This is a genomic window from Acidobacteriota bacterium, from assembly GCA_018001935.1.
Lineage (GTDB): Bacteria > Acidobacteriota > JAAYUB01 > JAAYUB01 > JAAYUB01 > JAGNHB01.
Genome location: JAGNHB010000008.1, coordinates 113,293 through 140,001, shown reverse-complemented (window position 1 = coordinate 140,001; position 26,709 = coordinate 113,293). Strand labels below are relative to the sequence as shown.

The following is a 26,709-nucleotide window of genomic DNA, read 5'->3' as shown; positions in this document are numbered from 1 at the left end:
TTACCCGTACCCCTGATCTTTGACACCGGTCGACCCCGTCGCCCCCTCGCGCCCTCACCCCGTCAGGGGTGAAATATTTGTAGTAAAAGGTGTTATCCCAGCCCTCCCGCGCGCCGCCGGAGAGAAATCGTGCCGCGGGGCCCGTTCACCGGCCGGCGGCGCGCGGGGGGAAGATTAATATAACCGCTTATTCTACAAATATTTCACCCCTGACGGGGTGATGAGTCAAAGCCCACGATTTGTGTCGGAGGCCTCTTACTCGAATCCAATCTCTATCCCGAAGGGATAAAAGAGGTTAACCGGTGGGTGTTCCCCCGGTAGGGGGTACTCCCACCGGTTGCAGACCGTTTTATGGCCCTTGCGCCCCGGAGGCGGCGCCGGAAAAGCGCGGGCCGCCGGGTCATGGACGCGGTATCGGAAATTGACATTTTCATGACATTTTCATGACATTTCCGCCCGGGGATGGGTGAAAATCGGTTCATGGAGTTCCAGCCGGTCAGGAGGTCGTCATGGTAAAGGCAGGTAAAAACCCCTGGGTTATGGCCTGTATGAAGCTTCCTGGCCTTGAGGCCGTCGGGGCGGCGCTTTCCGCCACCGGGTGGACCGTTGCGACAACCCTCCTCGTCCTCGCCTTTGCCGGACCGGGGGCCGGGCATGCGGCGGGGGCCGCCGAACACCCGGGAGCGAACGCTGCGGCCGTCGTGAACAAGCCCGGGGAGAGAATCTCCCTGCCGGGCCGGGGGGACCCCGAGCTGGAGCAGTCGGTCCTGGCCGACCTGAAGAACCCGGACCCGGCCGTCCGGGAAACGGCGGTCCGGATCCTCGCCCACCTGGGGGGCGAAAAGTACGCGGGGTCTGTCCGGGCGCTCCTGGCGGACCCCGAGTGGCCGGTCCGCTTCGCCGCCTGCGACTTCTTCCGCCGCTTCCCCGACGCGGCCGCCCTCCGGGCGCTCCGGCGGAACTGGGACCGCGTGATGACGTCGGTGCGAAAACCATCGGAGACCCTGCCGCCGGACGAAGTCCTCCTCGAGGTCAACCGCCTCATGGACGCCCTCTACGCCGCGCGGCGCCTGCCGGCCTTCGCCGCGGTCCGGGCCGGGTTCACCCGGGACCTGAGGGCGGTGGCGTCCCTGAAGCTGGACAAATTCTACATCTGGATCTCCCCCTCCACCGGGGTCCCCCTGAACCGGAAGGCGGCCCTGGTCCTCTGCCGGCTCGGGGCCGGGGCCCCGGCCGACTACGGCCTGCGGCCGGACGAGTGCCGGCTGATCCCGCCGGACGGGGCGGCCGCGGGAACCGGCGCCTTCCGCGACGAGGCCGGGGCCCTGGCGGTCTTCCACCGGCTCTCGGAGGAGGCGACCCGCGGCGAAGGTCAGGACGGCACGGCCGACGCGTACGCCTGGTGGGACGCCCTGGCCTGGATGGAGGCGCACCCCTCCGCCGCCACGGACGCGGTCCTGCTGGCGTGGCTCCGCCGGAACCTTGCGGGCCCGTCCGGCGGGGCGGAGGCCCCCGACGACGCGCGGAAGGATTTCCGGCGGCACTGGGGTGCCGTCCTCGACATCTTCGGGAAAGCGGACGCTCCGGCCGCCGCGGCGGCCCTGGTGCGGCTCTGGAGAGAGTGCGGCGACGAGAAGCTCGCCTACGACCTGGCCTGGCGGGCGGCCCGGCTGGGCGGCCTCGACGCGCTGTCGAAGGCCTCGGAAGACGTTCCGGAGGCGTGGCGCCGGACGCAGGCGGCGCTGATCCTCTACGGGCGTAGCGAGGACCTCACCCTCGAGCAGGCCGGGCGCGTCCTCGCCGCGAAAAGGCTCTGCCGTTTCCAGCAGCTCTGGCTGATCCAGAGCGTGCTCCGGGCCCGCCAACCCTCCGCGGAGGCCGTCGCGGCCTTCCTGGAGCAAAGCGGCGTGGAAGCCAGCCCCGAGATCCTCTACGAGGTGCGCCGGTGCGCGGGGGGATGGGTCGATGGCCAGGTCCGGCGGGTGCTGGAGAGCGGCCCCGAGGCCGACCGGGTCCGGCTCCTGGGTCTGCTCCCCGACTTCGACCTCCCGGACTCTCCCGCCCTGCTGGCGGCCCGGCTCGACGACCCCTCGGGGCGGGTCCGCGCCGAGGCGCGGTCGGCGCTGCGGCGGGGGTTTCCGGCGGTCCTCCTTCGGTTGGACGCGGCGGAGGCGGAACGGTCCGGGGCCGGGCTGCGGGTCGTCCGGGTCTTCCAGCCGTGGACGGGCTTCCTGGAGGCCTTCCGGACGCTGCCCCTCTGCGATCCGGAGCCGGCGGGGGATGCCGAGGCGTCGGACGCCGCCGGCTTGGCGTTCTCCGGGGAAACGAAGCCGTCCGAGTGGGTCTGGCTGGCCCGGTGGTTCGACGCCTGGCGCGAGGCCCGGGACGCCGGGGCGCTCCCCCTGGCCGAGGCCGTTGTCCGGGAAGGGCGGGACACCCTGGCGACCGTGGCGGCGGTCAGGTACCTCGGCGAAACCGGGGGACCCGAAACCCGAACCCTCATCCTCCCCCTCCTGGACCACCCCTACCCGGACCTGCGGACCGCGGTCATCGAGGCCTTGGGCCGCGTGGCAACCGCCGAGGACATCCCGCGGCTGAAACCCTTCCTGGAGTGGCCCGATGCGAATCCTCCTTTTGTCGATCTCTGTCGAAGGTTGTCCAGGACGGACCTGCTTTTCGATGCCGTCGCTCCCCAGGTTCATTGCATGCTGCAAAACGGTCGCTTTCCGGAACGGACCTTGAATGCCTTGATCGCGGTCGACCGTGAAAGAACGCTCCGGATAATACAGGAGTCCCTCGCATCCAGAGAAATGATGGAGCGCTGGGAAGCGGTCCAATTTCTCGCCAAAGCCCCGTTGAGAGATCCGTCGAGCGTAGACTTGCTGGTTCGGATGCTGGGCGATCCCGAGCATGTGGTCCGGATCATGGCCGCCGGTGCACTGGGTGTCCTGCGCGATTCCCGGGCCGTCGCCCCTCTGCGAAGTCTTCTGGAAATGCCCGGGTCGGATGAGGACCTTCGGGCAAATGTCAAGGATGCCCTGGTCGCAATAGACCCTCACGGGACCTTGATCGATCGTCAGACTTCTTTCGAGACCCAAGATGACTCCTACCTGAGTGCCGTCTTCCTCCTGGGCCAGACCCGCGGCCCGGACGCGGCCTTGGCCCGGATGCGCCTCCTCAAGCTCTACCTTGGATCGGTGGACGACAACCAGGAGGATCATGATTTCCTCCGGATGATCGTTGCCGGGGCGCTCGTGAAACTGGGCGACCCGGAGGCGGTGAAGGTGCTGCTGGAGCGGGCCCGGGACCGCTCCGGCAAGGACTGGGAGGCGTATCTCCAGGCCTTCCTCGCCCTCTACCCCATGGGGAACCTGCCGGACGGCGGGGCGTCGGTCCTGCGGCCCTTCCTGGGCGACCGGGGCAACCCGGCGGCGCGGCTCGTGGCCTCGCTCCGCCTGGCCCTGGGCGGGGACGCCGCGGCGGCGGCCGACCTCCTCGACCAGCTCTCCAGCGACACCCGGCGCGACGAGTTCGGCCAATTCCTGGCGGCCTTCGAGGTGCTGACGTTAGGGACCACCCAAACCCCGGGCACGGCGGAGACCCTGATCAACCTCGTCAACCAGGGGGAGGCGAACCGGGCGTACAACTGGGTGGGGGGCGCCGCCGTGATGGCCCTGGGGGACCTGGGCGACCGGCGCGCCCTGCCGGCCCTGCGGCGGGCGCGGCTCTCCCCCGACCCGCTCCTGGCTTTCTACGCCGGGGGCGCGATGTACAAGCTGGCCGACGAGGCCTGGGCCCTGGACTTGCTCGGGAGCCGGCAGCCGGCGCTGGTCCGGGCAGGGATCTTCGCGAGCGAGCGCTTCCCCTCGGCCGCCGTGACCGCGGCCCTGCGGGAGCACCTCCGTCACCCCGACTGGCGGGTCCGCGGCTACGCGGCCTTCGCCCTGGGCCGGCGGCCGGTCACGCCGGGGGACGGAGCGGTGGAGGCGGACCTGGAGGCCGTGGCGGCGGACGACCCCAGCGGCCGGGTCCGGGACGAGGCCGCGGCGGCCCTGCGCCACCGGGCGAACCCCGGCGTGTTCGAGGAGACCTGCTTCGAGGCGGGGCTGTTGCTGGAGTGGCTCGGGAAGGCGGAGACGAGGATGGACCTGTTCTTCCGGGCCGACCGGCTTCAGGAAAGGGTCCCCCCCGACGATCCCGACCGGGGGTGGGTCCTCTCGCACGCCCTGCGGGAGGTGGCCCGGGGAAAGGTCTTCCTGGACACGGAGTACATCACCCGGCCCGACGATTACTTCCTGACCGAGTTCACGGAGCGGGCCTTCGCCCTCCACCTGCTGGGGGCGGCCCGCCTGCGCGGCGCCTTCGAGCTGACCCGGGACTGGGTCGGGGACGGCTTTCTCGAGGGGACGATGTACGAGGAGGCGGTGTACGGCGCCGTGGGGATCCTGCTGGGCGAACTGCGCGACCCGCGCGGGGAGGAGATCCTCCGGGCGATGAAAGGCAAGTCCCGCGAGTGGCTGGTGCAGGCCCTCCTGGACCTCGGCCTCCGCAAGATCGCCGGGGGCGGCGGGATGGAGACGGGCTCCGCAGGGTAGGCTGTTAGGCTGAAGGCTGAAGGCTGTTAGACTGAAGACTGTTAGGTCCGGAGGAGTTCCATCAGGGTCGGTATCGGGGTCGGTATCGGTATCGGTATCGCAGTCGGTATCGCAATCGGGATCGCAATCGGGATTCGGGCCGCAAGCGCAATCGGTACCCGCCCCTCCGGACCTTCAGCCTAACAGCCTTCAGCCTAACAGCCTAACCGCCTTCAGCCTTCCCAACCGGCAGCGTCACGGTGAAGGTCGTGCCCTTGCCGGGCTCGGAGGCGACCTCGACGGCGCCGCCGTACTTTTCCGAGGTCTTCCGGACGATGGCCAGGCCCAGGCCCGTCCCCGTCTTCTTCTCGGCCTTGGCGTTGGAGGCCCGGTAAAACTCCTCGAAAATCCGCGGGAGGTCGGTGGCGGGGATGCCGATGCCGGTGTCCTCCACCGTCACGCGGAGGGTCCCGCCCCCGCCGGACCCGGGCACGATTCGCGCGGTCAGCCGCACCCGGCCGCCCTCGGGCGTGTAGTTCACGGCGTTGGACAGGAGGTTGTGGAACAGGCGGTCGAGGTCCTGCCGGTCGCAACGGAAAAGAAGGGTTTCGAAGGGGACGTCGGCGTCCAGGGCGATCCGTTTTCCCTCCGCTCGGGAGCCCAGCTCGGCGACCAGTTCCCGGAACAGGGCGGCGAGGTCGACGTTTTCCCGGTTCGCCTCCTGCACCGGCTGGGCGCCGCGGGCGAGGTCCAGGAGTTCGTTCACGAGCCCGATCAGTTCCATCATCCGGTTCTCCGCGCGAACCAGGAGGTCCATGGCCTTGGGGCTGACGTCGCCGGCGTAGCCGTCCACCAGGACTTGCAGCAGGCTCTGGGTGGCCGCGAGCGGACCCCGGATCTCGTGGGCGGTCAGGCGCATGAAACGGGTCCGGGCGGCGTCCATCTCCATCAGCTCCCGGTTCGCCCGGCGCAGGCTCTCCTCGAGCTGGAGGCGGATCTCCTGCTTCCGCCGGAGGCTCTCCGTGACCGAGGTGGAGATGAAGATCACCGACAGGATGACCACGGCGAAGGCCCCCCAGAAGAGCAGGGTCTCGCGGGGGAAGGGCGCGTCCGGGCGCAGGACGAAATGGAAGGGGTCCCCGCCGGGCGCCGCGGGGTCGAAGCGGGTCATCCCCGCCGCGAGCGTCACGGCGAAGACCCCGTGCAGGAAACACTCCGTCCGCCCGAGGAAGACGGCGGCCTGGACCACGTGGAGGATGAAGAAGAAGATGAACGGGCTGTGGAGGTTCCCCGTAGCGATGCAGAGCAGGACCAGGACCAGCCAGTCCAGGACGATCTGGACGTGGGTCCCGACCCGGGGGTTGAAGCGGCGGAGGGTGAGGAAGAAAACCAGGTTGTAGGCCAGGACCAGGATCCCCAGGTCCCGCAGCGGACGGGCGTAAGGCGGGTGAACGGCCGCCGCGGCGAACCCGGAGGCGATCATGGCGAACCCGACGACCCAGCGGAGGGTGACGAACCACTGGACCCGCTCGGCCCGCTCGCTCTCCAGCGGGATGGCGCTGAGATCGGAGAGGTCCACGGCCGTCAGCGCAGCAGGAGGGCCCGAACTTTTTCCAGCAGGGCCTTGGGCATGATCGGCTTGCTGATGAACTCGTCCACCGGCAAAAAGTCACCGTCCTTCTTGGGGTCGAAGTGCATCCCCTTCTTTTCGGCGATGGCGGTGATCATCATCACGGGCGTCTTGCGGAAGCGGTCATACTCCGACTTGGGGTCGGGGTTCCGGAGTTCCCACGCCACCCGGAAGCCGGCGGTGTCTTCCTCCATCATGACGTCGAGGATGATGAGGTCGGGTTCCACCTCCTTGACCCGCGCGAGGCCCTCCTTGCCGGAAGCCGCCGTGTGAACCGTGTAACCGTTGGCCTCCAGCGTCATCCGCATGGCTTCGACGATGTCGTAATCGTCATCGATGATCAGAATCTTGTAAGCCACCTTTTCCTCCTCTCGATATCGACAGCCGATCTGACTATCTTTCATTTAATCCATCAATTAACTTACGATTTCCCTGTAAACGCGGTCAACCACTTCTTCCACGGCGGCGGCGCAGCAGGGGCTGAGTTCCATCGACCAGCCCAGGGAGGCCGGCTGGATCCCGTACAGGACCACCGCCGTCCCCGCCGCCAGTTCCCCCGTGGTCCGGGCCAGCTCCAGGATGCCCAGGATGCCCGTTTCGTGCAGGGACATCTCCCGGCCGGAACACAGTTCCCGAACCTCGTCGGGAGAGAAGCGCCGCACCGTCCCGGGCGGGAGCCCCATGTCCACGCAATCGAGAAAGATCAGCCGGCGTGCACCACCGAAAAAACCGAGCAGCCCGAGCCCGGCCGTGCCGGCGTCAACCGCCTCGGCCCCTTCCGGAAGCCCCCGGTTTTCCAGGGCCCGCACCGCGTGCACCCCGACGCCTTCGTCCCCCATCAGGAGGTTGCCGACACCGAGGACGCGGACGGCCGTCACACGAACTCCACCTTCAGGAAGTGGGTGGAGCAGGAAATGCAGGGGTCGTAGGCCCGGACCAGCATCTCCGACAGGAGCCGGATCTCGTCGGGCGACTTGTCGAGAACGGTGGGGATCAGCGCGCGCATGTCCGCCTCGATGTTCGCCAGGTTCTGGCCGGTGGGGATGATGCAGTTGGCCCGGGTCACCCGCCCGCCGGCGTCGAAGGCGTAGTCGTGGTAGAGCACGCCGCGGGGGACTTCCGTGGCGCCGACGCCCCGGCCTTCCCTCGCCTGCACGTCGAGGGGCTCCTTCCTCACGCCGCGGCGCAGCAGCTCGTCGATCAGCTCGATGGCGTCCTCCAGGCAATGGACCGATTCCACCACCTGGGCCACGGTGATCATGTACGGGTTGTGGCAGGGCGCTTTCAGCCCGAGGGCTTCCGCGACCTTCTTCGCCTCGGGCCGGAGCTGCGCGTGGTTGTTGTTGAAACGGGCCAGCGCCCCCACCATGTAGCTCCCCCGGTTGACCTTGCAGTGCTTGGCGCTGGAGTGCGGCAGGACCGCCTCGTTGGTCATCTCGCGGTAGGCCGTCACGGGCTTGCGGCCCACGTCGGAGGAGAGGATGTCCCCGCTCAGGAAGGCGTACTCGTCATCGCGCGTGAGGGAGATGTACTCGGTCTCGCGCTCGAAGACGGGGATCTTGCCGGCCAGGGCCTTGAAGAGTTCCACCGTCTCCCGGAAGTCCTCCCGGGACTCGATCAGGCGCTTGCGGACCGCCCTCAACTGCCCGGGGTCGGGCTCGTAGGTGAACCCGCCCACCGCCATGGAGACGGGGTGGACGTGGCGTCCCACCAGGACGGCGCACAGGTCGTTGGCGAGCTTCTTCAGGCGCAGCGCCCGCTGGACCACCGGCAGGTGGGTGGCCGCCAGGGGGAGGACGCTCCCGACCCCCAGGAAGTCCGGCGCCGCCAGGTAGTAGGCGTGGAGGACGTGGGACTGCAGCGTCTCGCCGTGCAGGCAGATCTTGCGGATCAGCGTGGTCTGCTCGGAGGGCGTCACGCCCAGTGCCGCTTCCGAGGCCTGCAGGGAGGCGCAGGTGTGACCCACCGAGCAGATGCCGCAGATGCGGCAGGTGATGTGGTGGGCTTCCCAGTACGGCCGGCCGCGCAGCATGGCCTCGAAGAACCGGGGGGACTCCACGATGTCCAGGAAGCACTCCTCCAGGACGCCGTCACGGACGTTGATTCGGATGTTCCCGTGGCCTTCCACGCGGGTGACATGGTGTACGTTGACGTTGATGTTGGCCTTGTTGTCCATGGTCGAACCTCTTGGTGTGATCCGGAACTACCTGGCCAGGGAGGCGTTTTCCGCCTTCCGGATCCGCTCCTGGAACGTCCGGTACCCCAGGAACATGCCCATCATGTGGCGGGCATCCTCGTAGCTCAGGCCGTGCTCGTTCATCACGGCGAGGGTGTAGGCGATGTTGGGGTCGTCCACCATCCCCCGGCAGGCCACGCAGCCGTCGCCGAACTCGGGGCAGATGGCGCCGCAGCCGGCGCGGGCGATGGGTCCCAGGCACTGCATCCCCTTCGTGTACAGGCAGACATTCTCCTTCATCCGGCACTCCACGCACACCGGGTGGTCGGGGATCCGCGGCGTGATGCCGAGGAGCAGGCTCTTCACGGTGTGAAGGAACTCGCCCCGGTCGATGGGACAGCCGTGGAGGCAGTGGTCGACCGTGATGACCTGGTCGATGGGGCGGGCTTCGAAGGTGGGGAAGTAGTGGGCCTTGTCGCCGTAGACCTCCTTGCGGACGTCCTCCAGTTCGTGAAAGTTCTTCAGGCAGTTCACCCCGCCGATGGCGGCGCAGGCGCCCAGGGCCACCACCACCCTGGCGTTGCGCCGGATCTCCTCGAGGCGGGGAATCTCCTCCTCCCGGGTGCAGGTCCCCTCGATAAAGGCGATGTCGTATTCGTCGGACCGTTCCGTCATGATCTCGCGGAAGTTCACGATGTCCACCCGGGAGACCAGGTCGAGCAGCTCGTCCTCGCAGTTGGAGACGGTGAGCTGGCACCCTTCGCAGCAGCTGAAATCGAAAAATGCGACGCGCGGCTTGGCCATCAGATTGCCTCCTCCATTTTCAGGACTTCCGGATAGCTGAAGACGGGGCCTTTCTGGCAGACGTAAACGTTGTTGATCTGGCAGTGTCCGCACTTGCCCAGCCCGCACTTCATGTGCCGTTCCAGTGAAAGGAAGACGTTCGCCTGGGGCACGCTGCGCCCCATCAGCTCCAGCATGACGAACTTGTACATCACCGGCGGCCCGCAGACCGCCACCAGGGTTTTCTTCGGATCGAAGTCCACCCGGGGGAACAGCCGGGTGATGACGCCGATGTTGCCCGTCCAGTCGCCGTCGGGGGCCCGGTCGACCGTGACGTGGAAGTCCACGTCCTTGCGGTTGGTCCACTCGGCCAACTCCTCGCGGAAGAGCAGTTCGGCCGGGGTCCTGGCGCCGAAGAGGATGTGGACGCGCCCGTACGCCAGGCGGTCCTCCAGGACGGGGTGGATCAGTGACCGAAGCGGGACCAGCCCGATGCCGCCCGCCACGAACATGACGTCGCGGCCCTTGAAGCGGTCGAGGTCGAAGCCGTTGCCGAAGGGGCCGCGGATCCCGACCGTGTCCCCTTCCTTCATCCGGTGGAGGGCCCCGGTGACGTTGCCCGCGTTGCGAACCACCAGGTCGAAGCTCTCCCGGCGGTTCGGGGACGAACTGATGGAGATCGGGGCCTCTCCGACGCCCATGACGCCCACCTCGACGAACTGGCCCGGCCGGTGCCCCAGGGGCGCCTTGCCGGGAAGCTCGATCTCGAAGAAAGTCTCCATGGCCGTTTCGGCGTGGATATGCTTGAGGGTGCCCCAGACGGGCACATAGGGGGAGCGGCTCATTGGGCGCCTCCTTTCAGGCTCTTGTCCACGAAGTGGTTGACGGTTTCCACCACGCTGATGTGGACCAGGCAGCTCCGGACACAGCGTCCGCAGCCGACGCAGAAACTCTTCTTGTACTTCAGGACGGGGTAGAGGAACTTGCGGTAGAAGCGGTGCCGGTTCCGGTCGCTCCGGTGCTCGCGGAAGTTCTCGCCGCCCGCCACCCGGGCGAACTCCTCCAACTGGCAGCCGTCCCACACGCGGGTGCGCTCGCCCTTCGAGGGGTCGGCCAGGCTGACATCGTCCCGGACGTCGAAGCAGTAGCAGGTGGGGCAGACCAGGTTGCAGGCGCCGCAGGAGAGGCACTTTTTCCCGTGCTCGTCCCAGATGCCCGCGTGGTACTCGCCCTTGAACAGGAGCGGCAGGTGCTCCACGGGGATGCGCACCGCCAGCTTCTGCGCCTTCTCCTTGCGCTCGTACCACTCGCTCACCCGGACCACGTCGGCTGCTTCCACGGCCTCGGTGACGGCGTGCCGGTCCAGGGCCTGCTCCCCCTTCTCCGACCCGATCTCGACGGCGAACCGGTCCCCGGTGTCGGTGAGGAAAAGGTCGAAACCGTCTTCCGGGGGGCGCAGGGTCCCCATGCTGGCACAGAAGCACTGGTCGTCGGGCAGGCAGTTCATGCCGATCACCAGGGCCTGCTCCCGCTTTTCCAGGTAGTTCGGGTCGGGGTTGTCGTCGGCGAAGACGCGGTCGAGGCGCTGCAGCCCGTGGAGGTCGCAGGGGTGGACCCCCACCAGGGCGACGGGCTTGACCTGCACCACGGCTTCGGCGGAGGGCTCGGCCCCCGAGAGGTCGAAACGCAGGAGCGTTTCCTTCTGGGGAAAGAAAAACTTCTTGGGCGGCAGCAGGCTTCCCTGGAATTCCCCGACCATCGCGGAGGCGTCGTCCAGCCGCCGGTATACGATGGTCCCGGGCGCCTTTTGAACGGGGCCCACAACCTCGTATTCCGCGGCAAGGTTCTTCAGGAAGTCAAGGAATGCCGTTTTCCCGATGACGCGATAAGCCATTCATCCTCCTCTTCCACCACTGTTTGCATACCGGGCCGGGCGGACCCGCGCGAGTCGTCCGAAGTTCGCACTTTTCTATCACGGCGGCAAGCGGCCGTCAATTCACTTTGAAGGTCTTCTGAAAAACCGGGGGCCGCCGGGAGGGACCGTGGCGGCCCGAACTCTCCGGTTGATTCTTCCCGCAAGCCGGCGGTAGAATCCACGTCAATTCCCAGGACCCGAACGCCCGGAGGAAACCATGCGACTGTCGATCCAAACGAAGCTCTTCCTCTCCCATTTCGCCGCCATCGTCCTGGTGTCCGGCTCCGTGGGCACGTTCTTCTACAAGGTGGCGGTGGACAGCCTGGACGACAGCCTCAAGGCCCGCCTCCAAAACAGCGCGGCCTTCCTCTCCCAGGTCCTGGACGCCCGCGCTCTCGAGGAAATCCGCGGCCCCGGCGACGCGGCCCGCCCGGACTACCTGGAGAACCTGCGCCGCCTGCGGGAACTCCAGGCCACCAACCCGGACATCGCCTTCATCTACGTGATGCGTCTGGAGAACGACCGGGTGGTCTTCGTCCTCGACTCGGACACGTCCCGGGAGCAGGCCCTGCCCGGCCAGCCCTACGACGCGCCCTTTCCCCGCCTCCGGGAAGGGTTCCGCGCTTACGCCGTCGACGACGAGATCACGCGGGACCGGTGGGGGTACTTCCTCTCGGGTTACGCGCCCCTGAAGAACGGGAACGGCCGTTACCTGGTCGGCCTGGACATGCGGGCGGACGAGGTCCAGATGAAATTCCAGACCATCCGGATCACGGGGGCGGTGTCCCTGTGCCTCTCCATCGCCCTCGCCTGGCTCTTCTCCCTCCTCCTCGCCCGGCGCATCACCCGACCCATCCGGCGCCTCGTCGTCCGGACGGGGGAGATCGCCGAGGGACGGCTGGAGGGGGAGGTGGAGACCCGCGCCGGGGACGAGGTGGGGGACCTGGCCGGGGCGTTCAACACCATGGCCGCACGCCTGGCCGAGAGCCGGACGGAAACCCGCCAGGCCATGGACAAGCTCAAGGAAGCCCATGACACCCTCGAGCAGCGGGTGGAGGAGCGCACCGCGGAGCTGGCGGAGGTGAACGCGGACCTCCGGCGGGAGATCGCCGAGCGCGAGCGGGCGGAGAAAGCCCTGGCGAAGGCGGCCACCACCGATTTCCTGACCGGCCTCCTCAACCGCCCCGCGGTGCTCGCCCTGATCGAGCAGGAGGCCGAGCGGGTCAAGCGGGGAACGCCCGACTTCTCCCTGATTCTCGCCGACCTGGACCACTTCAAGGAGATCAACGACAGCCACGGGCACGAGGCGGGGGACGAGGTCCTCCTGAAGTTCTCCCGCATCCTCCGGGAAAGCGTCCGGGGACAGGACGCCGTGGCCCGGTGGGGCGGCGACGAGATGCTGCTCTTCCTCCCGGAGACCCCGACCAACGGGGCGGTGGCGGTGGCCCGGAAGGTCCTGACGGCCGTCTCGGAAACGCCCCTCGAGTCGGGAGGACAGTTTTTCCGTCTGACCGTCAGCCTCGGGGTCTCGACGTTCAGGCCGGGGATGACCGTCACCGACTGCTTCCGCCTGGCCGACGAGGCCCTTTACCGGGTCAAGGCCGGCGGGCGCAACGGGGTCGCCGCGGCCGAGGGCCCCGCCAACCCGTAATCCGATTAACCGCGAACCACACAAACCACACGAACAGGATTCGGACGCGCGTCCCCATCCGCCTTGATTTCCTGGAGGGGCGGGTATATGCTCCTCCCATCATTGCATTGTCGAGGACGTGAAGCATGAAAATCGCCATCATCGGGTCTCACGGGTGCGGAAAGACGGCTCTGGCCTTCTCCCTCTGCACGGAGCTTCAGAAACGGGGGCACAGCGTGGAGCTGGTCGTGGAGATGGCCCGGCACAGCCCCTTCCCCATCAACGAGGCCACCTCCGAGGACGGGCAGCTCTGGATATTGCACCGGCACATCGTGGCGGAGCTGGAGGCCTCGGTCCGGGCCAAGACCGTGGTCTGCGACCGGGCGGTGGTGGACAACTACGCCTACTTCTGCCACAAGTTCGGCCGCCGGCCCCACCTGGACGCCCTGGTGGCGGAGTGGATGGGGACCTACGACGTGGTGGCCAAGGTGCCCATCGTGGAGGAGTGGCTCATCAACGACGGGGTGCGCTCCGTGGACCACGCCTTCCAGCGGGCCATCGACACCCGGGTCACGGACCTGACGGACCTGCTGGCCGCGGGGCGGACGTACCTCCTCCGCCTGAGCCACCCCTTCGGCCCGGCGGACATCCTGGAGGACGAAACCGTCCGGCGCCTGCTGGAGAACGGCCGCGGCTGAACCGCTGAAGCCGGGGTGTGGATTTTCTTCTTCCTCTGCGTTTTCTGCGTGTTCTGTGGTTTTCACCGCCCCAACCGCAGAAAACGCGGAACACGCGGAAAAGCATTCGGACAGGAGTGAGCCGTGAACGATACCGTGGTGATCCGGAGTTTTCAGGACCCGATGGAGGCAAACCTGGCGAAAGGGCGACTGGAGGCGGAGGGGATTCCGTGCTTCCTGGCGGACGAGAACATCGTCGGCATCCAGCCCTTCTACGGCATCCTCGTCGGCGGGATCAAGCTGACCGTCCGGGCGGCCGACGCGGGGCGGGCGACGGCCCTCCTCGATGGTGAACCAACGGTCGATGGCGCGGGACCCCTGGACGACCTCTCCGGGTCGACCGAATGAAGCCTGTCCTTATCATCGGCACCGTGATCGTCCAGTTGGCCCTGGTCAGCTACTCCGTCGCCGTTTTCGCCGAGCAGCGGCGCCAGCGTGTCACCCGGACCGTCCTGTTCTGGCTGAGCGCCGGCCTCCTGTTCGACGTCGCCGCCACGACCTGCATGATCGTCGGCTCGCGCAACCCCTGGTACACACCCCACGGGCTCCTGGGCTACTCCTCCCTGGCGGGGATGGCCGTCGACGCCGCGCTGATCTGGCGGGCCCGGTTGAAATACGGCCCCGGCAGCCCGGTCTCCCGGGGGCTGCACTTCTACTCCCGCCTCGCCTACCTCTGGTGGGTGCTTGCCTACGTCACCGGCGCGCTCCTCGTCCTGGTCTTCCGGAACCGCTAGCCAGATACCAAAACCACGAAACTCGGGAACCTCATCGGAAGGATCGGTCTGACCTGTCTGACTTGTCCGACTTGTCCGACTTGTCCGATTTCCTTTCGCCGTTGCATTCGGGGGAGGGCCGGGTTATCCTCGGCCCATTCGGCGGCGAGGAGCGAGGGCCCATGAAAGCGTTTTTCCAGGGGATGTCCGAGCAGCTGGCGGCGTGGCGGCGGGAGCTTCACCGTTTCCCGGAGGTGGGGATGCGCCTGCCCCGGACGGCCGCCTGGCTGGAAGCGCGGCTGTCGGAGATGGGCCTCCCCTTCCGCCGCATAGGCGACGGGTTGGTGGCGGACCTCCCGGTGCGTGCCGACGAGGGGGGGCGCCCGCCGCAACCCGGCATCTTCGCCCTCCGCGCCGACATGGACGCCCTGCCCGTCCACGAGGAGAACGACGTCCCGTACGCCTCGACCCACCCCGGGGCCATGCACGCCTGCGGGCACGACGCCCACATGGCCATCCTCCTGGGGGTCGCCCGCTGGTTCGCCCTTCACCCGGCGGCCTTCCCGGTCCGGTTGATTTTCCAACCGGGGGAGGAAGGCTACGCCGGGGCCCGGGAGATGATCCGCGGCGGGGCGCTGGAGGGGGTCGCCGCCATCGTCGCGGTGCACGTCGGTGAACTCTTCCCCTGCATCCCCCCGGGCAGGGCGGGCTTCCGGCCGGGGGTGATGATGGCGGCCTCCGACCACTTCACCTTCGTCTTTCGCGGCCCGGGCGGGCACGCCGCCACCCCCCACCTCACCGCCGACCCCGTGGTGGCCGCCGCCCAGTTCGTCCAGGGCGTGCAGGCCCTCCGGAGCCGTCGGCTCAGCCCGTCCCACCCCGCCGTCATCAGCGTGTGCAGCGTCCACGGGGGTAGCGCCCACAACATCATCCCCACCGAGGTGGCCCTGGAGGGAACGGTGCGCACCGTCACGACCAAGGACCAGGAATTCCTGGGCAGCCGGATGGAGACCCTCGCCCGGCACGCCGCCGAGGCCGGCGGTTTGGAGGCCGACCTGCGCTGGCACGAGAGCTACCCCGTGGTGGACAACGACCCGGCCGTCACGGCCCTGGTGGAGGACGCCGCCCGCCGCTGCCTGGGGGACGACGGCGTGGTGGGCATCCCGGAGCCTTCCATGGGGGGCGAGGACATGGCCTTCTACCTCCGGGAGGTCCCGGGCTGCCTCTGGAGCTTCACCACCCACAACCCCGGCAAGGGCATCACCGCCCCGCACCACACCCCCCGCTTCGACGTGGACGACGCGCTCCTGTGGCTCCCCGCCTGGGTCATGGCCCGGTCCGCGCACCGGTTCTTCGGCGCGGAAGCCGACTCAACCTGACGGCCCCGGGCGTCGCCCCGCGCCCGGCCCGACGGGGTCCGCGGCGCCTCGCGGCGGCATGGTCCCGGGACTTCCCGCCGGCCCCCCGGCAGGGCGCGAGCCGCTTCCCGGCGGATTGGACCGCCCCGGCGCGCTTTCCTGTGGTAGAATCCCCCGTCGACCGCCGGGCCCGGGTGCGCCGGGCACCCGCGGCCGTCGAAAGGACCCCTCCGCCGTGGCCAGAGGTGACGGTGCGTTCACCGCCTTTTTCCTGATCGTCCCCGTCTCGTGGGCCGGGTCCTTCATCGCCGGGAAGTACGTCGTGCAATCCCTCGACCCGGTGGAGAGCACCTTCCTCCGCTTCCTCCTCTCGGCCCTGGCCATGTTCCCCGGCCTGCTCCTGTTCCACCGCCGGCGTCACCCCGACTTCCGCGAACGCGGGTTTCTGAAGCACCTGGGCCTCGGGGTCCTGACGGCGGGGCTCGGCTACCACCTCCTGTTCTTCTGGGGGCTCAAGCTGGCGACCCCCACCAACGCCTCCCTCCTCATCGCCCTGAACCCCTTCTTCACCGCGCTGGGCGAAGTGGCCTTCTTTCACCACCGGCGGCCCGGCCGGTTTTACGCCGGCTTCGCCCTCGCCTTCGCCGGGGCCGCCGGGGTGATCGTCTCCCGGGGGGGCGTCCCGCGCCTCGACAACCTCGGGGCCGGGGAACTGATCTGCCTGGCCGCCGCCGTCACCTGGAGCGTCTACACCCTCCTGGCCCGCTCCACCAAGGCCCCCCACTGGGACGCCCTCTGGATCAACGCCTACAGCTACCTCGTCACGGCCCTGCTGCTGGTCCCCTTCTGCACCGGCCTCCTCGGCCCCGCCGCGCTGGGGGCGGTCCCCGCCGAGGCCTGGTGGGGCACCCTCTACATGGCCGTCTTCCCCACCGCCATCGGGTACACCCTCTTCTACGTGGGCGTCCAGCGGAAGGGGGGCGCCTGGGCGGCGGCCTTCTCCTACCTGGTGCCGTCCCTCACCGCCCTGCTGGACCACCTCTTCTTCCACGCGGCGGTCACGGCGCCCATGGCGGTGGGCACGGCCCTGGTGGTGGGCGGCCTCCTCCTCGGCAACCTCCCCTCCCGCCCCCCACTAAAACCAGGATTATCAACCACTAATCATACTAATTCGCACTAATGGGGAATGTCCTGAAACTCTGTAAGTCCCCTCTCCCGGAGACCGGTGGCATCAGAAACGAATTTTTTCGATCGAGTCTGCAGACTTTTGGTGTATTTCGTGGTGCTTTTCAGGCTTGTCCGGGCGAGTCAATTACCCTCGCCTGAAGGCGAGGGCTTGTAATTCGGTGGGCTCAAGCTGAAGCTTCGCCCACCTTATTCGGCGAATCCCTTCAGGTCTTCCCAGCACTGCTATCCACTCCCCCACGATCCTAAAGTACGGTCAGATCGTGGTTAAACTCAAGTTTTCGCCTGAAGGCGAGGGCTTTATTCCCATCGTCGGACAGTAATACGGAGCAGATCAACCCGGCTTCCTCAATCAACCATGATTAGTGTGGATGAGTGCGATTAGTGGCAGATCGTCTTCCGGGGTTGCGGAGAGCGGGCCGGTGGAGTAGACTGGGGCGTGCGAACCGGCTCGACGAAAACTTCAGGTGGAGCGTGCGCCATGACCCCGAAAGCGAAGGCCCCCGAATTGTCCGAACCCGCCCCAGCCGCCGGGACCGGCCGTCCCTGGCTCGTGGGGATCGTGGGCGGCTCCGGCAGCGGGAAGACGTCCATTGCCAAGGAGATCCTGCGGCGGATCCGCCGGAAGGGCATCGACGCCCTCTACATGGACATGGACGCCTACTACGCCCCCCTGGAGACCGTCAAGTCCCGCTTCGGGAAGCGCCCCGTCAACTGGGACCACCCCGACGCCTTCGACCTGGGGCTCATGTCCGCCCACATGGCGGCGCTGCGCCGGAACGAGTCGATTCGCAAGCCGATCTACGACTTCACCATCTCCGACCGGACCGGTTGGGCCGAGCCCGTCACCCCCGGTCCCGTGGTCATCCTCGAGGGCTTGCTCCTCTTCGCCCTGCCCGAGCTGCGGGAACACCTCGACCTGAAGGTCTTCGTGGACACCGACGCCGACATCCGGATCCTCCGCCGCCTGCAGCGCGACGTCGAGGAACGCGGGCGCTCCGTCGAGAGCGTGATCCAGCAGTACCTGGAGTCGGTCCGCCCCATGCACCTGGAGTTCGTGGAGCCGAGCAAGCGCTACGCCGACCTCATCGTCCCCACGGGCGTGGAGAACCGGACCGCCCTCGACCTCCTCACCCAGCACATCGCCGCGAAGCTCATCTTCTGAGCCCCGGAAACGCCGGCCGGAGCGTAGCCACGGGCGACGCATACAGCGCCGGGCAGTCGCACGATGAAACCCGCTTTGAACCACGGATGAACACGGATGAAAAAGGATCGCCAAGAATGAAAACGATTCGAAATCCTTCGTCCGCCCCCGGTGTCCTTTTGGTCCCTTAAGTCCTTTTGGTCCTTTCGTCCTTTTCAACCGAGACCGGTCAAGACCCCCCCCTCCGTGACTCCGCGAGAGAACAGCCCGGAATCTCTCTCACAGGGGCACGGAGAAAACGCGGAGATCCTGTTTCAGAAGGCCGTTCGAGCGTGGAGATGACCGGCCGGGTTCGAGAGCCACATCGAAATCAAAGACGTGAAGGGGATCAGCGGCCGTGCCCCTTGAATGTGGATAAAACGGGGATTATACTGGGTTCAGCTTAACGGGGCCTTGTGGCTTGGCGTCTTTGCGTGAGGTTGAGACAGGCTTCTTTCACCGGCTTTTCCGAAAGCGAGCAGGTTCCCTTTTTCCGGGGGGTCTCCCGGGGCCGAGAAGAGGAGGATTACGATGCCGCATCTCACCCACCCCGATTTCACCGTTCCTCCGAACTCGAACCCGGCCCGACCCCGATGCGGGGTCCGGGCGGCCGCCGCCCTCGTCCTGCTCGGGGGGCTGCTCGCCCTGGCGCCCCCGGCAAGGGCCCAGGCGGTGGTGGACACCCTCTACTCGGCGCCGGACACCCACTGGGTCGACATGGCCCTCTACCCCTCCGGGAACAAGCTCTTCGTCGCCGACAACACCCACGCCTGCATCCGGGTGTTCGACTCCGCCTCCCTGGCGTCGCTGGGGGTGATCTCCCTGTCGAGCTACCTCCCGGACCGGCCGCAGTCCGACGGCATGGTCGTCCACGACGGGACCGGCACGCTCTACGTGGTGGTGGACCAGGGCTACGCCACCAGCGTCTCCCGGATCGTGGTGATCGACGCGGACACCCACGCGGTCCTCACCACCCTGACCGGGGTCGGGAACAACCTCATGCTGGCCCTCGACGCCGCGAGGAGCCGGCTTTTTACTTTCGGCAACCACCCCGTAACCTTCCACCAGACCCTCACGGCCTTCGACGTCAACACCAACACCGCCGTCGGGACCGTGGACATCGAAACCCTTATGGGAGAACCCCATTCGCGCCTGAACAGGGAAGGCGGAATCGACCCGGTGACGGGACGCACGGCATTCAGCAACATCCATCGGGAGAGCTTCCTGGTCATCGATGGAACGACCCTGTCGGCCACCCGCATCGACGCAGCCGGTTCCCAGGGATGGAACCTCATCTGGAACCCCCAGGAAAACCGAGTGGTGATCACGGATTTCGATTGGAACTACTTATCCTTCGATCTCGATTCCGGCGGCTCGACCCATTGCATCACCCGAGGGGACGGAGAGGGCTTGTTCTACAGTTCGCTGACGAATCGGGTCTATTCCGGGACCGAGATCACGGAATTCATGTATGTCATCGACGGTCCCACGGGCGCCTGCCAGGAGGTGAGCCTCGGCGGCGGGTTGCCCGAGGTCGGCTTTGTGAATGGCAAACGTCAGGTCTGTTTCGTCAATTTCTGTTCCGTCTATGTGCTGGGCGAGGACCTTCTCGACCCGGTAACGCGCTTTAACGTTCCCGGCCCGGGCGGCGGGGGGACCGTTGACACCCAGATCCTCGTCCAGCCGGGGACCCAGCGGGTGTTCATCCGCGGCTGGCGCGACCTGACCGAAGGCGAACTGAGCCAGGTCCTGGTCATCGACGGCCTGGCGCCCGTGATCACCGCTCACCCCCAGCCCGCCACGCTCCGGAAGGGCCAGAGCGCCGCCTTGTCCGTCACCGCGGCCGGGACGGGGACCCTTCACTACCAGTGGTTCCACGGCGTGCGGGGCGACACCGCCAACCCCGCGGGGACCGATTCGCCGGGTTTCACCACGCCGGCCCTGGACCAGACCACCCGCTACTGGGTGCGGGTCACCGACGAGCTCGGGCGGGCCGACAGCCGGGAGGCCGTCGTCACGGTCGATCCCGCGCCCGGGAACTGGTTCGTGTGCTCCGCCCCCACCACCCGGGACCTGTACGGGCTCTCCTTCATCGACGCCCGGAACGGCTGGGCGGCCGGGGAATTTGGCACCCTTTTGCAAAGCTCCGACGGCGGAAAAACCTGGGTTTTACAAACCAGCGGGACCAACAAGGCGCTCTACGACGTCTGCTTCGCGGATTCCCTGCACGGGTGGGCGCCGGGCGGCTTTTCCTCCACGTTCATCCTGAAGACCGCCGACGGTGGAAAAACCTGGGCCTCCAAACCTTCCGGGACCGACTACCGGCTGTTCCGGGCCCGGTTCGTCGATGCGCAGACCGGATGGGCGGTGGGAGAAATGGGGACGATCCTGAAGACCACCGACGGGGGCGAGACCTGGACGCCGCAACCCACGGGTACGTCGGACTGGTTTTACGACGCCTGGTTTTTCGACGCCGCCAACGGCTGGGCCGTCGGCAGCACCGGTACGGTCCGCCAGACCACCGACGGGGGGGCCAACTGGACAAACCGCGACATCCTCAACCAGAACCACCTGAACGGGGTCTGCTTCGTCGGCCCGGATACCGGCTGGATCGCCTCGGGAGACAACGTCTACGAAAACCGCGGGCGGATCAACAGCACGGTGGACGGCGGGATGACCTGGCCCCTGCGGAACGTCGAGCCCTTCGACCAGTGCCTCAAGAGCGTTGCGTTCGTCAATCCCACCACCGGATGGACGGTGGGGCTCGACGGCACCATCCTGAAGACCCTCGACGGCGGTTCGAACTGGTTCGCCCAGCCCTCCGGGACCACCGCGGACCTGAACCGCGTCCAGATGATCGACGCGGGCCTGGGCTACGCCGTGGGCAGCGGCGGGACAATCCTGAAGTACGTGGGGCTGGACGTCAACCGCGACGGGACCTTCGACGCCCTCGACGCCGTCACCCTGGCCGCCTTCCTGGCGGAGGGCCCGCCCCTCCCCGCCGGCCCCGGCAGCGGGGACCTCAACGCCGACGGCGCGGTGAACGCCCTCGACCTGATGGCGCTCCGGCTGGCCCTCCCGGCCGATTGACAGACCCGCCCGGGCCTTTTCGTGCGGTTCGTGTGGTTCGTGGTTTCTTTCCGGATCGGGCTATTGCACCTTGACCCGAAGCACGAAATCCGCGTTCTCGGTCTCGATGGTGTCCACCAGGATTTTCCAGGGCCCGGAGACCTTGACCCGACCCGTCCAGGTGGTGCTGTATCCACCCTCCATGTCCAGGGGCTCCGATCCGTCGGGGCCCACAAGGTAGAAAACCACGTCGTGGTTGGGCGTGTCGCTGGTCACGCTGACGCTGAGGGTCTGCCCCCGTTTCAGGTCCAGCGCATAGGCCGCCTTCCGCCCGCCCGCGATGCTCCCGCGGACCCGGACCGGTTTGCCCCCGGCCCGGACCGCCAGGGGTTCCGCCACGGGTTCCGGCTCCTCGCCCGCGTCGTCTTCCGGCTCCACGATCTCCCGGCCGAAGTCGGGGACCTCCGACGACACCCGCCGATAGCTTCCGGTGGCCGTCACCCGGCGGGCGAAGCCGCAGTCGTTCTCCTGCTCCACCGTCAGGGTGTCCCCGTCGAAGGCCAGGGTGATCCGGCAATCCGGGTACTCCTCCAGCCGGATCTCGGCCCGGCCGCGTTCCAGCGGGACCTCCAGGGCCCCCGTCCCGCTCGAGTCGGCCATGCGCTCGCCGGACGCGTCCCGGTACTCGCGGTTCCCCACGAACATCACGCGGATCCGGCGCCGGCCGATCTCCTCCACCCGGATCTCGTTGCGCGCCCCGCGCTCGCGAAACGTCCAGGTCCCCGTGACGGGGACCCTCGGCGGCCCCGGCGGCGGGGGCGGCTCGACCCCGGCGGGGGGGACCGCCCCGCCCGACGGCCCGAGGTTGACCCGCAGGACGTACCGGGACGATTCCGCGACGGTGGACACCTCAATCCGGTGCTCCCCGTCCAGGCCGAGCCGGCCGTTCCAGTGGTCGGCGTAAACACCGGAACCCATCGGGAGCGAACGGGCCGGCCCCACCACGCAGAACTCGGTCCGGTCGTCCGGCCGCTCCCCGCGGAGGCGGATGTCCAGGGTCTGTCCGGCCCGGGCCCGGAACACGTACACGATGACCTGCTTGAACTTCACCGTGCCGAAGATGGGCTCGGTGGACCCGCCGTCCGGGAAGCGGATCCGGAAGCGGTTCACGCCGTCCGGGACGACTTCGGTCTTCTGCAGGGCCCGGTTGACCCCGCCCGCGTTGCCCCCGTCCCACCCCTCGAAGACCGGGGTCTCCCCGGAGACCCGGCGGTAACGCCCGTCGGCGCGGACGTTGTTGCCGAAGCCGCACTCCCCCTCCTGCCGGACGTTCAGGAAACCGCCCGCGGCCTCCAGCGTGATCCGGCAGTTCCGGGCGTACTCCTCGGGCGAGGTCAGGACGGCCTTGTTCCCCGCCAGGGTCACGACGCCGTGGATCTCCCCCTCGTTGAAGCGCTCCCGGCCGTCGAAGCCCAGGTACTTGTATCGACCCAGGAACTGGACGGCATAGGCGCCGTCCCCCCGGTCGAGCACCCGCCACTCGTTGGGTCCGTCCCGGTAGGTCCCGGTCAGGTTGAACCCCTGGGCCGCCGCGCCCGCGACGGCGAAGGTGGCGGCAAACAGGAAAACAAGACAGCGAAAACAACGCGGTGGTCGGCGGTTCATACAGCCCTCCAGCAAAGCAGTTTCGGGTTTCGTGAACGGGCCGGGAACGGGGGCGGCCTTTGCCCGGCCCCCGGACCCGTGCGCTCTTCAGTCACTTGGACTGGCCGGCAGGGGAAAAGGATCAATCGCTTGTTTCCCCGGTCTCCCCCATGTTCCGCAGGCTCACCCCGTCTCACCCGACGCGTCGCACGGATCACATCGCACCCTTCCGAAGCCCGTCGCTTACGCTCCGGGTGCACCAGGGTCAGCTTCCCAGGCGTTGGTGAACACTGTTCCGCTTCGCGGGGGTGAAGCCAGCGTCGGCGATCAGGCGGCGCAGTTCGGCCTCGGTGGCGTGGTTGACCGCGCCGGCGGCCGCCACCACGTTCTCCTCGATCATCACCGATCCCAGGTCGTCGGCCCCGAAGCGCAGGGCCACCTGGGCGATCTTGAGCCCCATGGTCACCCAGGAGGCCTGGACCGTCCGGACGTTGTCCAGGTACAGCCGCGAGAGGGCCACCATGCGCAGGTACTCCATGCCGCCCGTCTCGAAGGGCCCCTCCGTGCGGCCCAGCTCGGTGTTGGGCCACTGGAAGGTCCAGGGGATGAAGGAGACGAACCCGCCGGTGCGGTCCTGGAGGGTGCGGAGCCGGTCCAGGTGGGCCAGGCGGTCGGCGAGGGTCTCGCCGCTCCCGAACATCATGGTCGCCGTGGTCTTGAGCCCCAGGTGGTGGGCGGTCTCCATGACGCTGAGCCACGCGTCCGCGCTGCACTTCGACGGGCTGACCTTCCGCCGGTGAGCGTCCGAGAGGATCTCGGCCCCGCCGCCCGGCAGGGAAGTGAGGCCCGCCGCCGTCAGCCTCCGCAGGCACTCGGTGACGGAAACCCCCGAAACGGCCGCCATGTGGAGGACTTCCGGGGGGGAGAAACAGTGAAGGTCCACCCGGAAGCGCTCCCGCAGGTCCCGGAGAAGGGCCTCGAACCAGGGCAGGTCCAGGCCCGGGTGAAGGCCGCCCTGCAGGAGGATCCCGGACCCGCCCAGCGCCACGGTCTGGGCCACCTTGGCATAGAGGGTGCGGCGGTCCAGGACGTAGGCGTCGGGGGCGTCGGGGTCCCGGTAGAAGGCGCAGAACCGGCAGCGGCTGGTGCAGACGTTGGTGTAGTTGATGTTGCGGTCCACCACGTAGGTGGCGACGCCGTCCGGGTGGTGCCGCTGCCGAGCCGCGTCCGCCAGGCGGCCAAGGTCGAGGAAGGGGGCCTCCTCGTACAGGCGGGCCGCTTCCTCCCGGTTGAGCCGCTCGCCGCGCAACGCTTTCTCCGCCAGTTTCCCGGGGTCCGTTTCCCGCATGTCCCCATCCTCCTTCTCGTCTGCCGGAAACCCGCTTTCCGCCACGGGCACAGTATACCCCCGAACGGGCCCGAAGCCAACCGGCGTGGGCGCCGTAGTGCTATGATGCCCGAAACGCCGGAAAAGACAGGGCCCCCAGGCACCGGGATTGCATTCCCACCCGGTCGGGAGTACACTGGTGAAACCTTTCGAGGGCACCCGGGTTTGAAAGGGGTTTGCGCGGGGGAAGCAGGCGGCGGGCCGGGGGAGGCCGCCAGGGCCGCGGGACCCGAGCCGGTCCCGAAGCAATAGACAAAACCCTTTGCAAGGAGGAGATATGAGCAGGTCTGTGGTGTTTTTCCTGGTTTCCGCGTGCCTGGTTCTCGCGTTTGCCTGCGGGAAGAAGGACGAGGCCCCGGCGGCGGCCGTCACGCCCACGGCCGAAGCGAAGCCGTCCGCCCCCGAGATCGAGTCCTGGGCCCTCGCCAAGGCCCTGGAGGCCAACGGGGAGAAGGCGGTGACGGACTACAACGGGAAGCCCTTTGCGGTAAAGAACCTCGCGGTCTTCATGACCAACGCCGGGAACGGGACGATGGACGCCCATGCCTACGACGCCGCTTCCCGGACCATCAGCGCCCTCTCCGCGTGCAAACTGAACGCCGACCCGCTGGTGAGCAGCTCCGAGTACGGTTTCGCCGTCACCTTCGCCAACGCGGGGGACGCGGCGGGGCTGCGCGGCGCCCACAGCGAGCAGGGGGGCGGCGGCCCCATCATGGTCCTCAAGCAGCTGGTCACGGTGGAGGGGACGCTCGAGCTGTCCGCGGTCAGCAACACCCTCAAGATCAACCAGGCCCGGCTGATCAAGGTGCAGTGAGGCGCGCCGTCACTCGGCGCAGTTGCAGAGGGCCACGGTGCGGTCGAGGCCGGCGGCGTCCCACACCTCGGGGGTCTCCTCGCACAGGCCCACGGAGCAGACGTCCCCCAGCGCCGTGAGAACGGCCCGGTAGAGGGCGACCCGTTCCTCGACGGGGTAGCGGGCCAGCCCCCGCGGGTCCGGGGAGGGCACCAGGTCTTTCAGCACGCCGTTGGGGATGAACTTGAAGAGGGAGGGCTCGGCGCGGAGGGTCCCCAGGGTGACCCGCTCCGGCCGGAGTTCACGGGCCTGCTCCGCCAGGGCAATATAATCGTAGCCCCGGATCATGGGGTCGATGCGCAGGCGGACCCGCCAGCCGCCGCGGAGGAGTTCGCCGGCGACGGCGAGGCGCTCCTCGGGCGGGGCGGCGCCGGCCTCGAAGCGAGCCGCGGCCTCGGGGTGGTTCACCGAGAACGACAGCACGATGCTGGCGCAGGGTTCGGATTCGAGGAAGGCCCGGCACTCGCGGCGCCCCCCCTTGGTGACGAGGAGGAGGGTCTGGGGGCGCCCCGGTTTCTCCGCCCGCTCTCGGAACAGCGCGACGAGGTCGGCGGCCAGCGGCCGGACGCCCTCGAAGGAGAGGCTGTCCGACAGGTTCCCGGCGTTGAGCACCACCGACTCGGGGTCGTCCCGGTCGATCCAGTGCCGGATCTCGGCCATCATGTCGTCCAGGTTCGAGAAGACGTGCGGGCGGTCCAGGTACCAGAAGGACGCCTGGAGGTAGCAGTACCGGCAGAGTGGGCGGAAACTGCAGCCGTTGGCGTGGGACAGCACGTAAAAATTCGGGCACACCGTTTGTGCCGGCGTGGTCCGGAAGATCTCGACGAAGGGCGTCCGCCGCTGCCGGAGGACGGTTGGTTTCGAACCTCGCATTATTTGACGACCACCGTCCCCGAAACGGTGAACAGCGAGATGGACCCCGTGCCGCTTCCGAGCGTCCCGGACACCCGGCTGATGCCGTAGGCGCTCACCCGTTTCGCGTTTTTGAGATCGGGGCGCAGCGTGATGGTGCCGGTCATGCTCTCGGCGTTCACCTTGGCGTCGCCGCCGCGGAGAAGGACGAGGTTGATGGTCCCGGCGATGTTTTTCAGGTTCATCTCCCGGGCGAACCGGCCGGCGAGCACGCAGTCGATGGTGCCGCTCACGCAGTCGGCGTTGACCGACACGGGGTCGTCGAGCCGCAGGACGATGTTCCCGTTGACGATCCTGGCGTCCACCCTGCCCGACATCCGCTCCGCCGTGAAGTTCCCCGTCATGATCTTGGTCTTCACCTCGGACCCGGCGGGAAGCGTCACCTCATAGGTGACGTTGTCGGACTCGGCGCCGCAGTAGAAGGCGGGGTGGGAGGGGGACGCGCCGATGGTGATCTCGTTGCCGTTCTGCTCCACTTTCGGCTGGCTGGTCCCCTTCTCCGAACGGGCCCGCACCACCACGACCCCGGCCTTGTTCCACCCGCGAACCACCACGTTGCCCCGGAGGATCTGGACCTTGACGACGGCGTCCCCCGAGACGGTGAGCTTGCGCTCCGACACCTGGGCCTGCACGGCGCACCCGGCCGCCAGGATCGCGATCATCAGCAGGGGGATTCGGTTCTTCACGGCACTCCTCCGAACAACGCTTCCATACCATACTACGAGGCGGGGTGTCAAATTGGTTCCACGAAATCGCCTCGCGTGACTGATTGCAGGGATGACCAGCACGACATCCCCGAAAAGTGCCCTTTGCAATCGCGTTCACGTTCGGTTTCAGGGTTTATCGGACCGTCATTGTGGTACAATTTCAATGTAACCAGCCGGAAATCCCCACAGGGCCCCTCGCGTGCACCGCCCGGTTTCCGCCGGCGGTGTGGCTGTCGAGGGGGCGCGAGAAACC

General features: G+C 67.9%; 21 protein-coding genes. 10 read left to right on the top strand and 11 right to left on the bottom strand.

Annotation, left to right across the window (positions count from 1 at the left end):
• Positions 1-548 precede the first annotated feature (548 nt).
• Entirely contained in the window at positions 549-4,595 is a 4,047-nt protein-coding gene (locus KA419_05420) for a HEAT repeat domain-containing protein (GenBank protein ID MBP7865371.1), read from the top strand.
• A 202-nt stretch (positions 4,596-4,797) separates the two neighbouring features.
• On the opposite strand, the gene KA419_05415 is transcribed toward KA419_05420, so the two are convergent.
• From KA419_05415 to KA419_05385, 7 genes are read right to left on the bottom strand one after another with little or no spacing between them, the layout of a single operon-like run.
• Entirely contained in the window at positions 4,798-6,153 is a 1,356-nt protein-coding gene (locus KA419_05415; GenBank protein ID MBP7865370.1) for a hypothetical protein, read from the bottom strand.
• Between the two features lie 5 nt (positions 6,154-6,158).
• Positions 6,159-6,608, bottom strand: a complete 450-nt coding sequence (locus tag KA419_05410) for a response regulator (GenBank protein ID MBP7865369.1) — start codon at positions 6,606-6,608, stop codon at positions 6,159-6,161.
• Between the two features lie 12 nt (positions 6,609-6,620).
• On the bottom strand, positions 6,621-7,082 hold the full coding sequence (locus KA419_05405; GenBank protein MBP7865368.1) for a HyaD/HybD family hydrogenase maturation endopeptidase: 462 nt from the start codon (positions 7,080-7,082) through the stop codon (positions 6,621-6,623).
• The gene (locus KA419_05400; GenBank protein MBP7865367.1) at positions 7,079-8,380 is read right to left on the bottom strand and encodes a Ni/Fe hydrogenase subunit alpha; all 1,302 of its coding nucleotides are present in this window, start codon (positions 8,378-8,380) and stop codon (positions 7,079-7,081) included. The genes KA419_05405 and KA419_05400 overlap by 4 nt, the downstream gene beginning before the upstream one ends.
• 27 nt (positions 8,381-8,407) lie before the next feature.
• Complete coding sequence (locus tag KA419_05395) at positions 8,408-9,184, bottom strand: NADH:ubiquinone oxidoreductase (GenBank protein MBP7865366.1); 777 nt, start codon at positions 9,182-9,184, stop codon at positions 8,408-8,410.
• Positions 9,184-10,008 (bottom strand): FAD/NAD(P)-binding protein, encoded by an 825-nt coding sequence (locus KA419_05390; protein ID MBP7865365.1) that lies wholly within the window; start codon positions 10,006-10,008, stop codon positions 9,184-9,186. The genes KA419_05395 and KA419_05390 overlap by 1 nt, the downstream gene beginning before the upstream one ends.
• On the bottom strand, positions 10,005-11,057 hold the full coding sequence (locus tag KA419_05385; protein ID MBP7865364.1) for a 4Fe-4S dicluster domain-containing protein: 1,053 nt from the start codon (positions 11,055-11,057) through the stop codon (positions 10,005-10,007). The genes KA419_05390 and KA419_05385 overlap by 4 nt, the downstream gene beginning before the upstream one ends.
• Before the next feature lie 238 nt (positions 11,058-11,295).
• Here KA419_05385 and KA419_05380 point away from each other — a divergent pair, with 238 nt between their 5' ends.
• The 8 genes from KA419_05380 (at position 11,296) to KA419_05345 (ending at position 20,974) form a co-directional block, all read left to right on the top strand.
• Positions 11,296-12,729 (top strand): diguanylate cyclase, encoded by a 1,434-nt coding sequence (locus KA419_05380; GenBank protein ID MBP7865363.1) that lies wholly within the window; start codon positions 11,296-11,298, stop codon positions 12,727-12,729.
• A 125-nt stretch (positions 12,730-12,854) separates the two neighbouring features.
• Positions 12,855-13,406 carry an ATP-binding protein gene (locus KA419_05375; GenBank protein MBP7865362.1) on the top strand — a complete coding sequence of 184 codons (552 nt, stop codon included), beginning with the start codon at positions 12,855-12,857 and terminating at the stop codon, positions 13,404-13,406.
• Between the two features lie 123 nt (positions 13,407-13,529).
• Entirely contained in the window at positions 13,530-13,793 is a 264-nt protein-coding gene (locus tag KA419_05370) for a DUF2007 domain-containing protein (protein MBP7865361.1), read from the top strand.
• Positions 13,790-14,179, top strand: coding sequence for a hypothetical protein (locus KA419_05365; GenBank protein ID MBP7865360.1), 390 nt, complete (start codon positions 13,790-13,792; stop codon positions 14,177-14,179). Before KA419_05370 ends, KA419_05365 begins: the two co-directional genes overlap by 4 nt.
• 161 nt (positions 14,180-14,340) lie before the next feature.
• A complete protein-coding gene (locus KA419_05360; protein MBP7865359.1) occupies positions 14,341-15,537 on the top strand; it encodes an amidohydrolase in 1,197 nt (398 codons plus the stop codon).
• Between the two features lie 214 nt (positions 15,538-15,751).
• Positions 15,752-16,696, top strand: coding sequence for a DMT family transporter (locus KA419_05355; GenBank protein ID MBP7865358.1), 945 nt, complete (start codon positions 15,752-15,754; stop codon positions 16,694-16,696).
• Between the two features lie 486 nt (positions 16,697-17,182).
• Entirely contained in the window at positions 17,183-17,866 is a 684-nt protein-coding gene (gene udk / locus KA419_05350; protein ID MBP7865357.1) for a uridine kinase, read from the top strand.
• Positions 17,867-18,415: 549 nt separating this feature from the next.
• Positions 18,416-20,974, top strand: coding sequence for a hypothetical protein (locus KA419_05345; GenBank protein MBP7865356.1), 2,559 nt, complete (start codon positions 18,416-18,418; stop codon positions 20,972-20,974).
• Between the two features lie 60 nt (positions 20,975-21,034).
• Here the strand turns inward: KA419_05345 and KA419_05340 are convergent, their stop codons facing one another.
• On the bottom strand, positions 21,035-22,618 hold the full coding sequence (locus KA419_05340) for a hypothetical protein (protein MBP7865355.1): 1,584 nt from the start codon (positions 22,616-22,618) through the stop codon (positions 21,035-21,037).
• Positions 22,619-22,862: 244 nt separating this feature from the next.
• Positions 22,863-23,945 (bottom strand): dehypoxanthine futalosine cyclase, encoded by a 1,083-nt coding sequence (mqnC, locus tag KA419_05335; protein MBP7865354.1) that lies wholly within the window; start codon positions 23,943-23,945, stop codon positions 22,863-22,865.
• A gap of 316 nt (positions 23,946-24,261) precedes the next feature.
• Here mqnC and KA419_05330 point away from each other — a divergent pair, with 316 nt between their 5' ends.
• Positions 24,262-24,798, top strand: coding sequence for a hypothetical protein (locus KA419_05330; GenBank protein MBP7865353.1), 537 nt, complete (start codon positions 24,262-24,264; stop codon positions 24,796-24,798).
• 9 nt (positions 24,799-24,807) lie between these two features.
• Here KA419_05330 and KA419_05325 read toward each other — a convergent pair whose 3' ends face one another.
• Positions 24,808-25,710, bottom strand: a complete 903-nt coding sequence (locus KA419_05325; GenBank protein MBP7865352.1) for a hypothetical protein — start codon at positions 25,708-25,710, stop codon at positions 24,808-24,810.
• A complete protein-coding gene (locus KA419_05320) occupies positions 25,710-26,435 on the bottom strand; it encodes a hypothetical protein (protein MBP7865351.1) in 726 nt (241 codons plus the stop codon). The genes KA419_05325 and KA419_05320 overlap by 1 nt, the downstream gene beginning before the upstream one ends.
• Between the last annotated feature and the right edge of the window lie 274 nt (positions 26,436-26,709).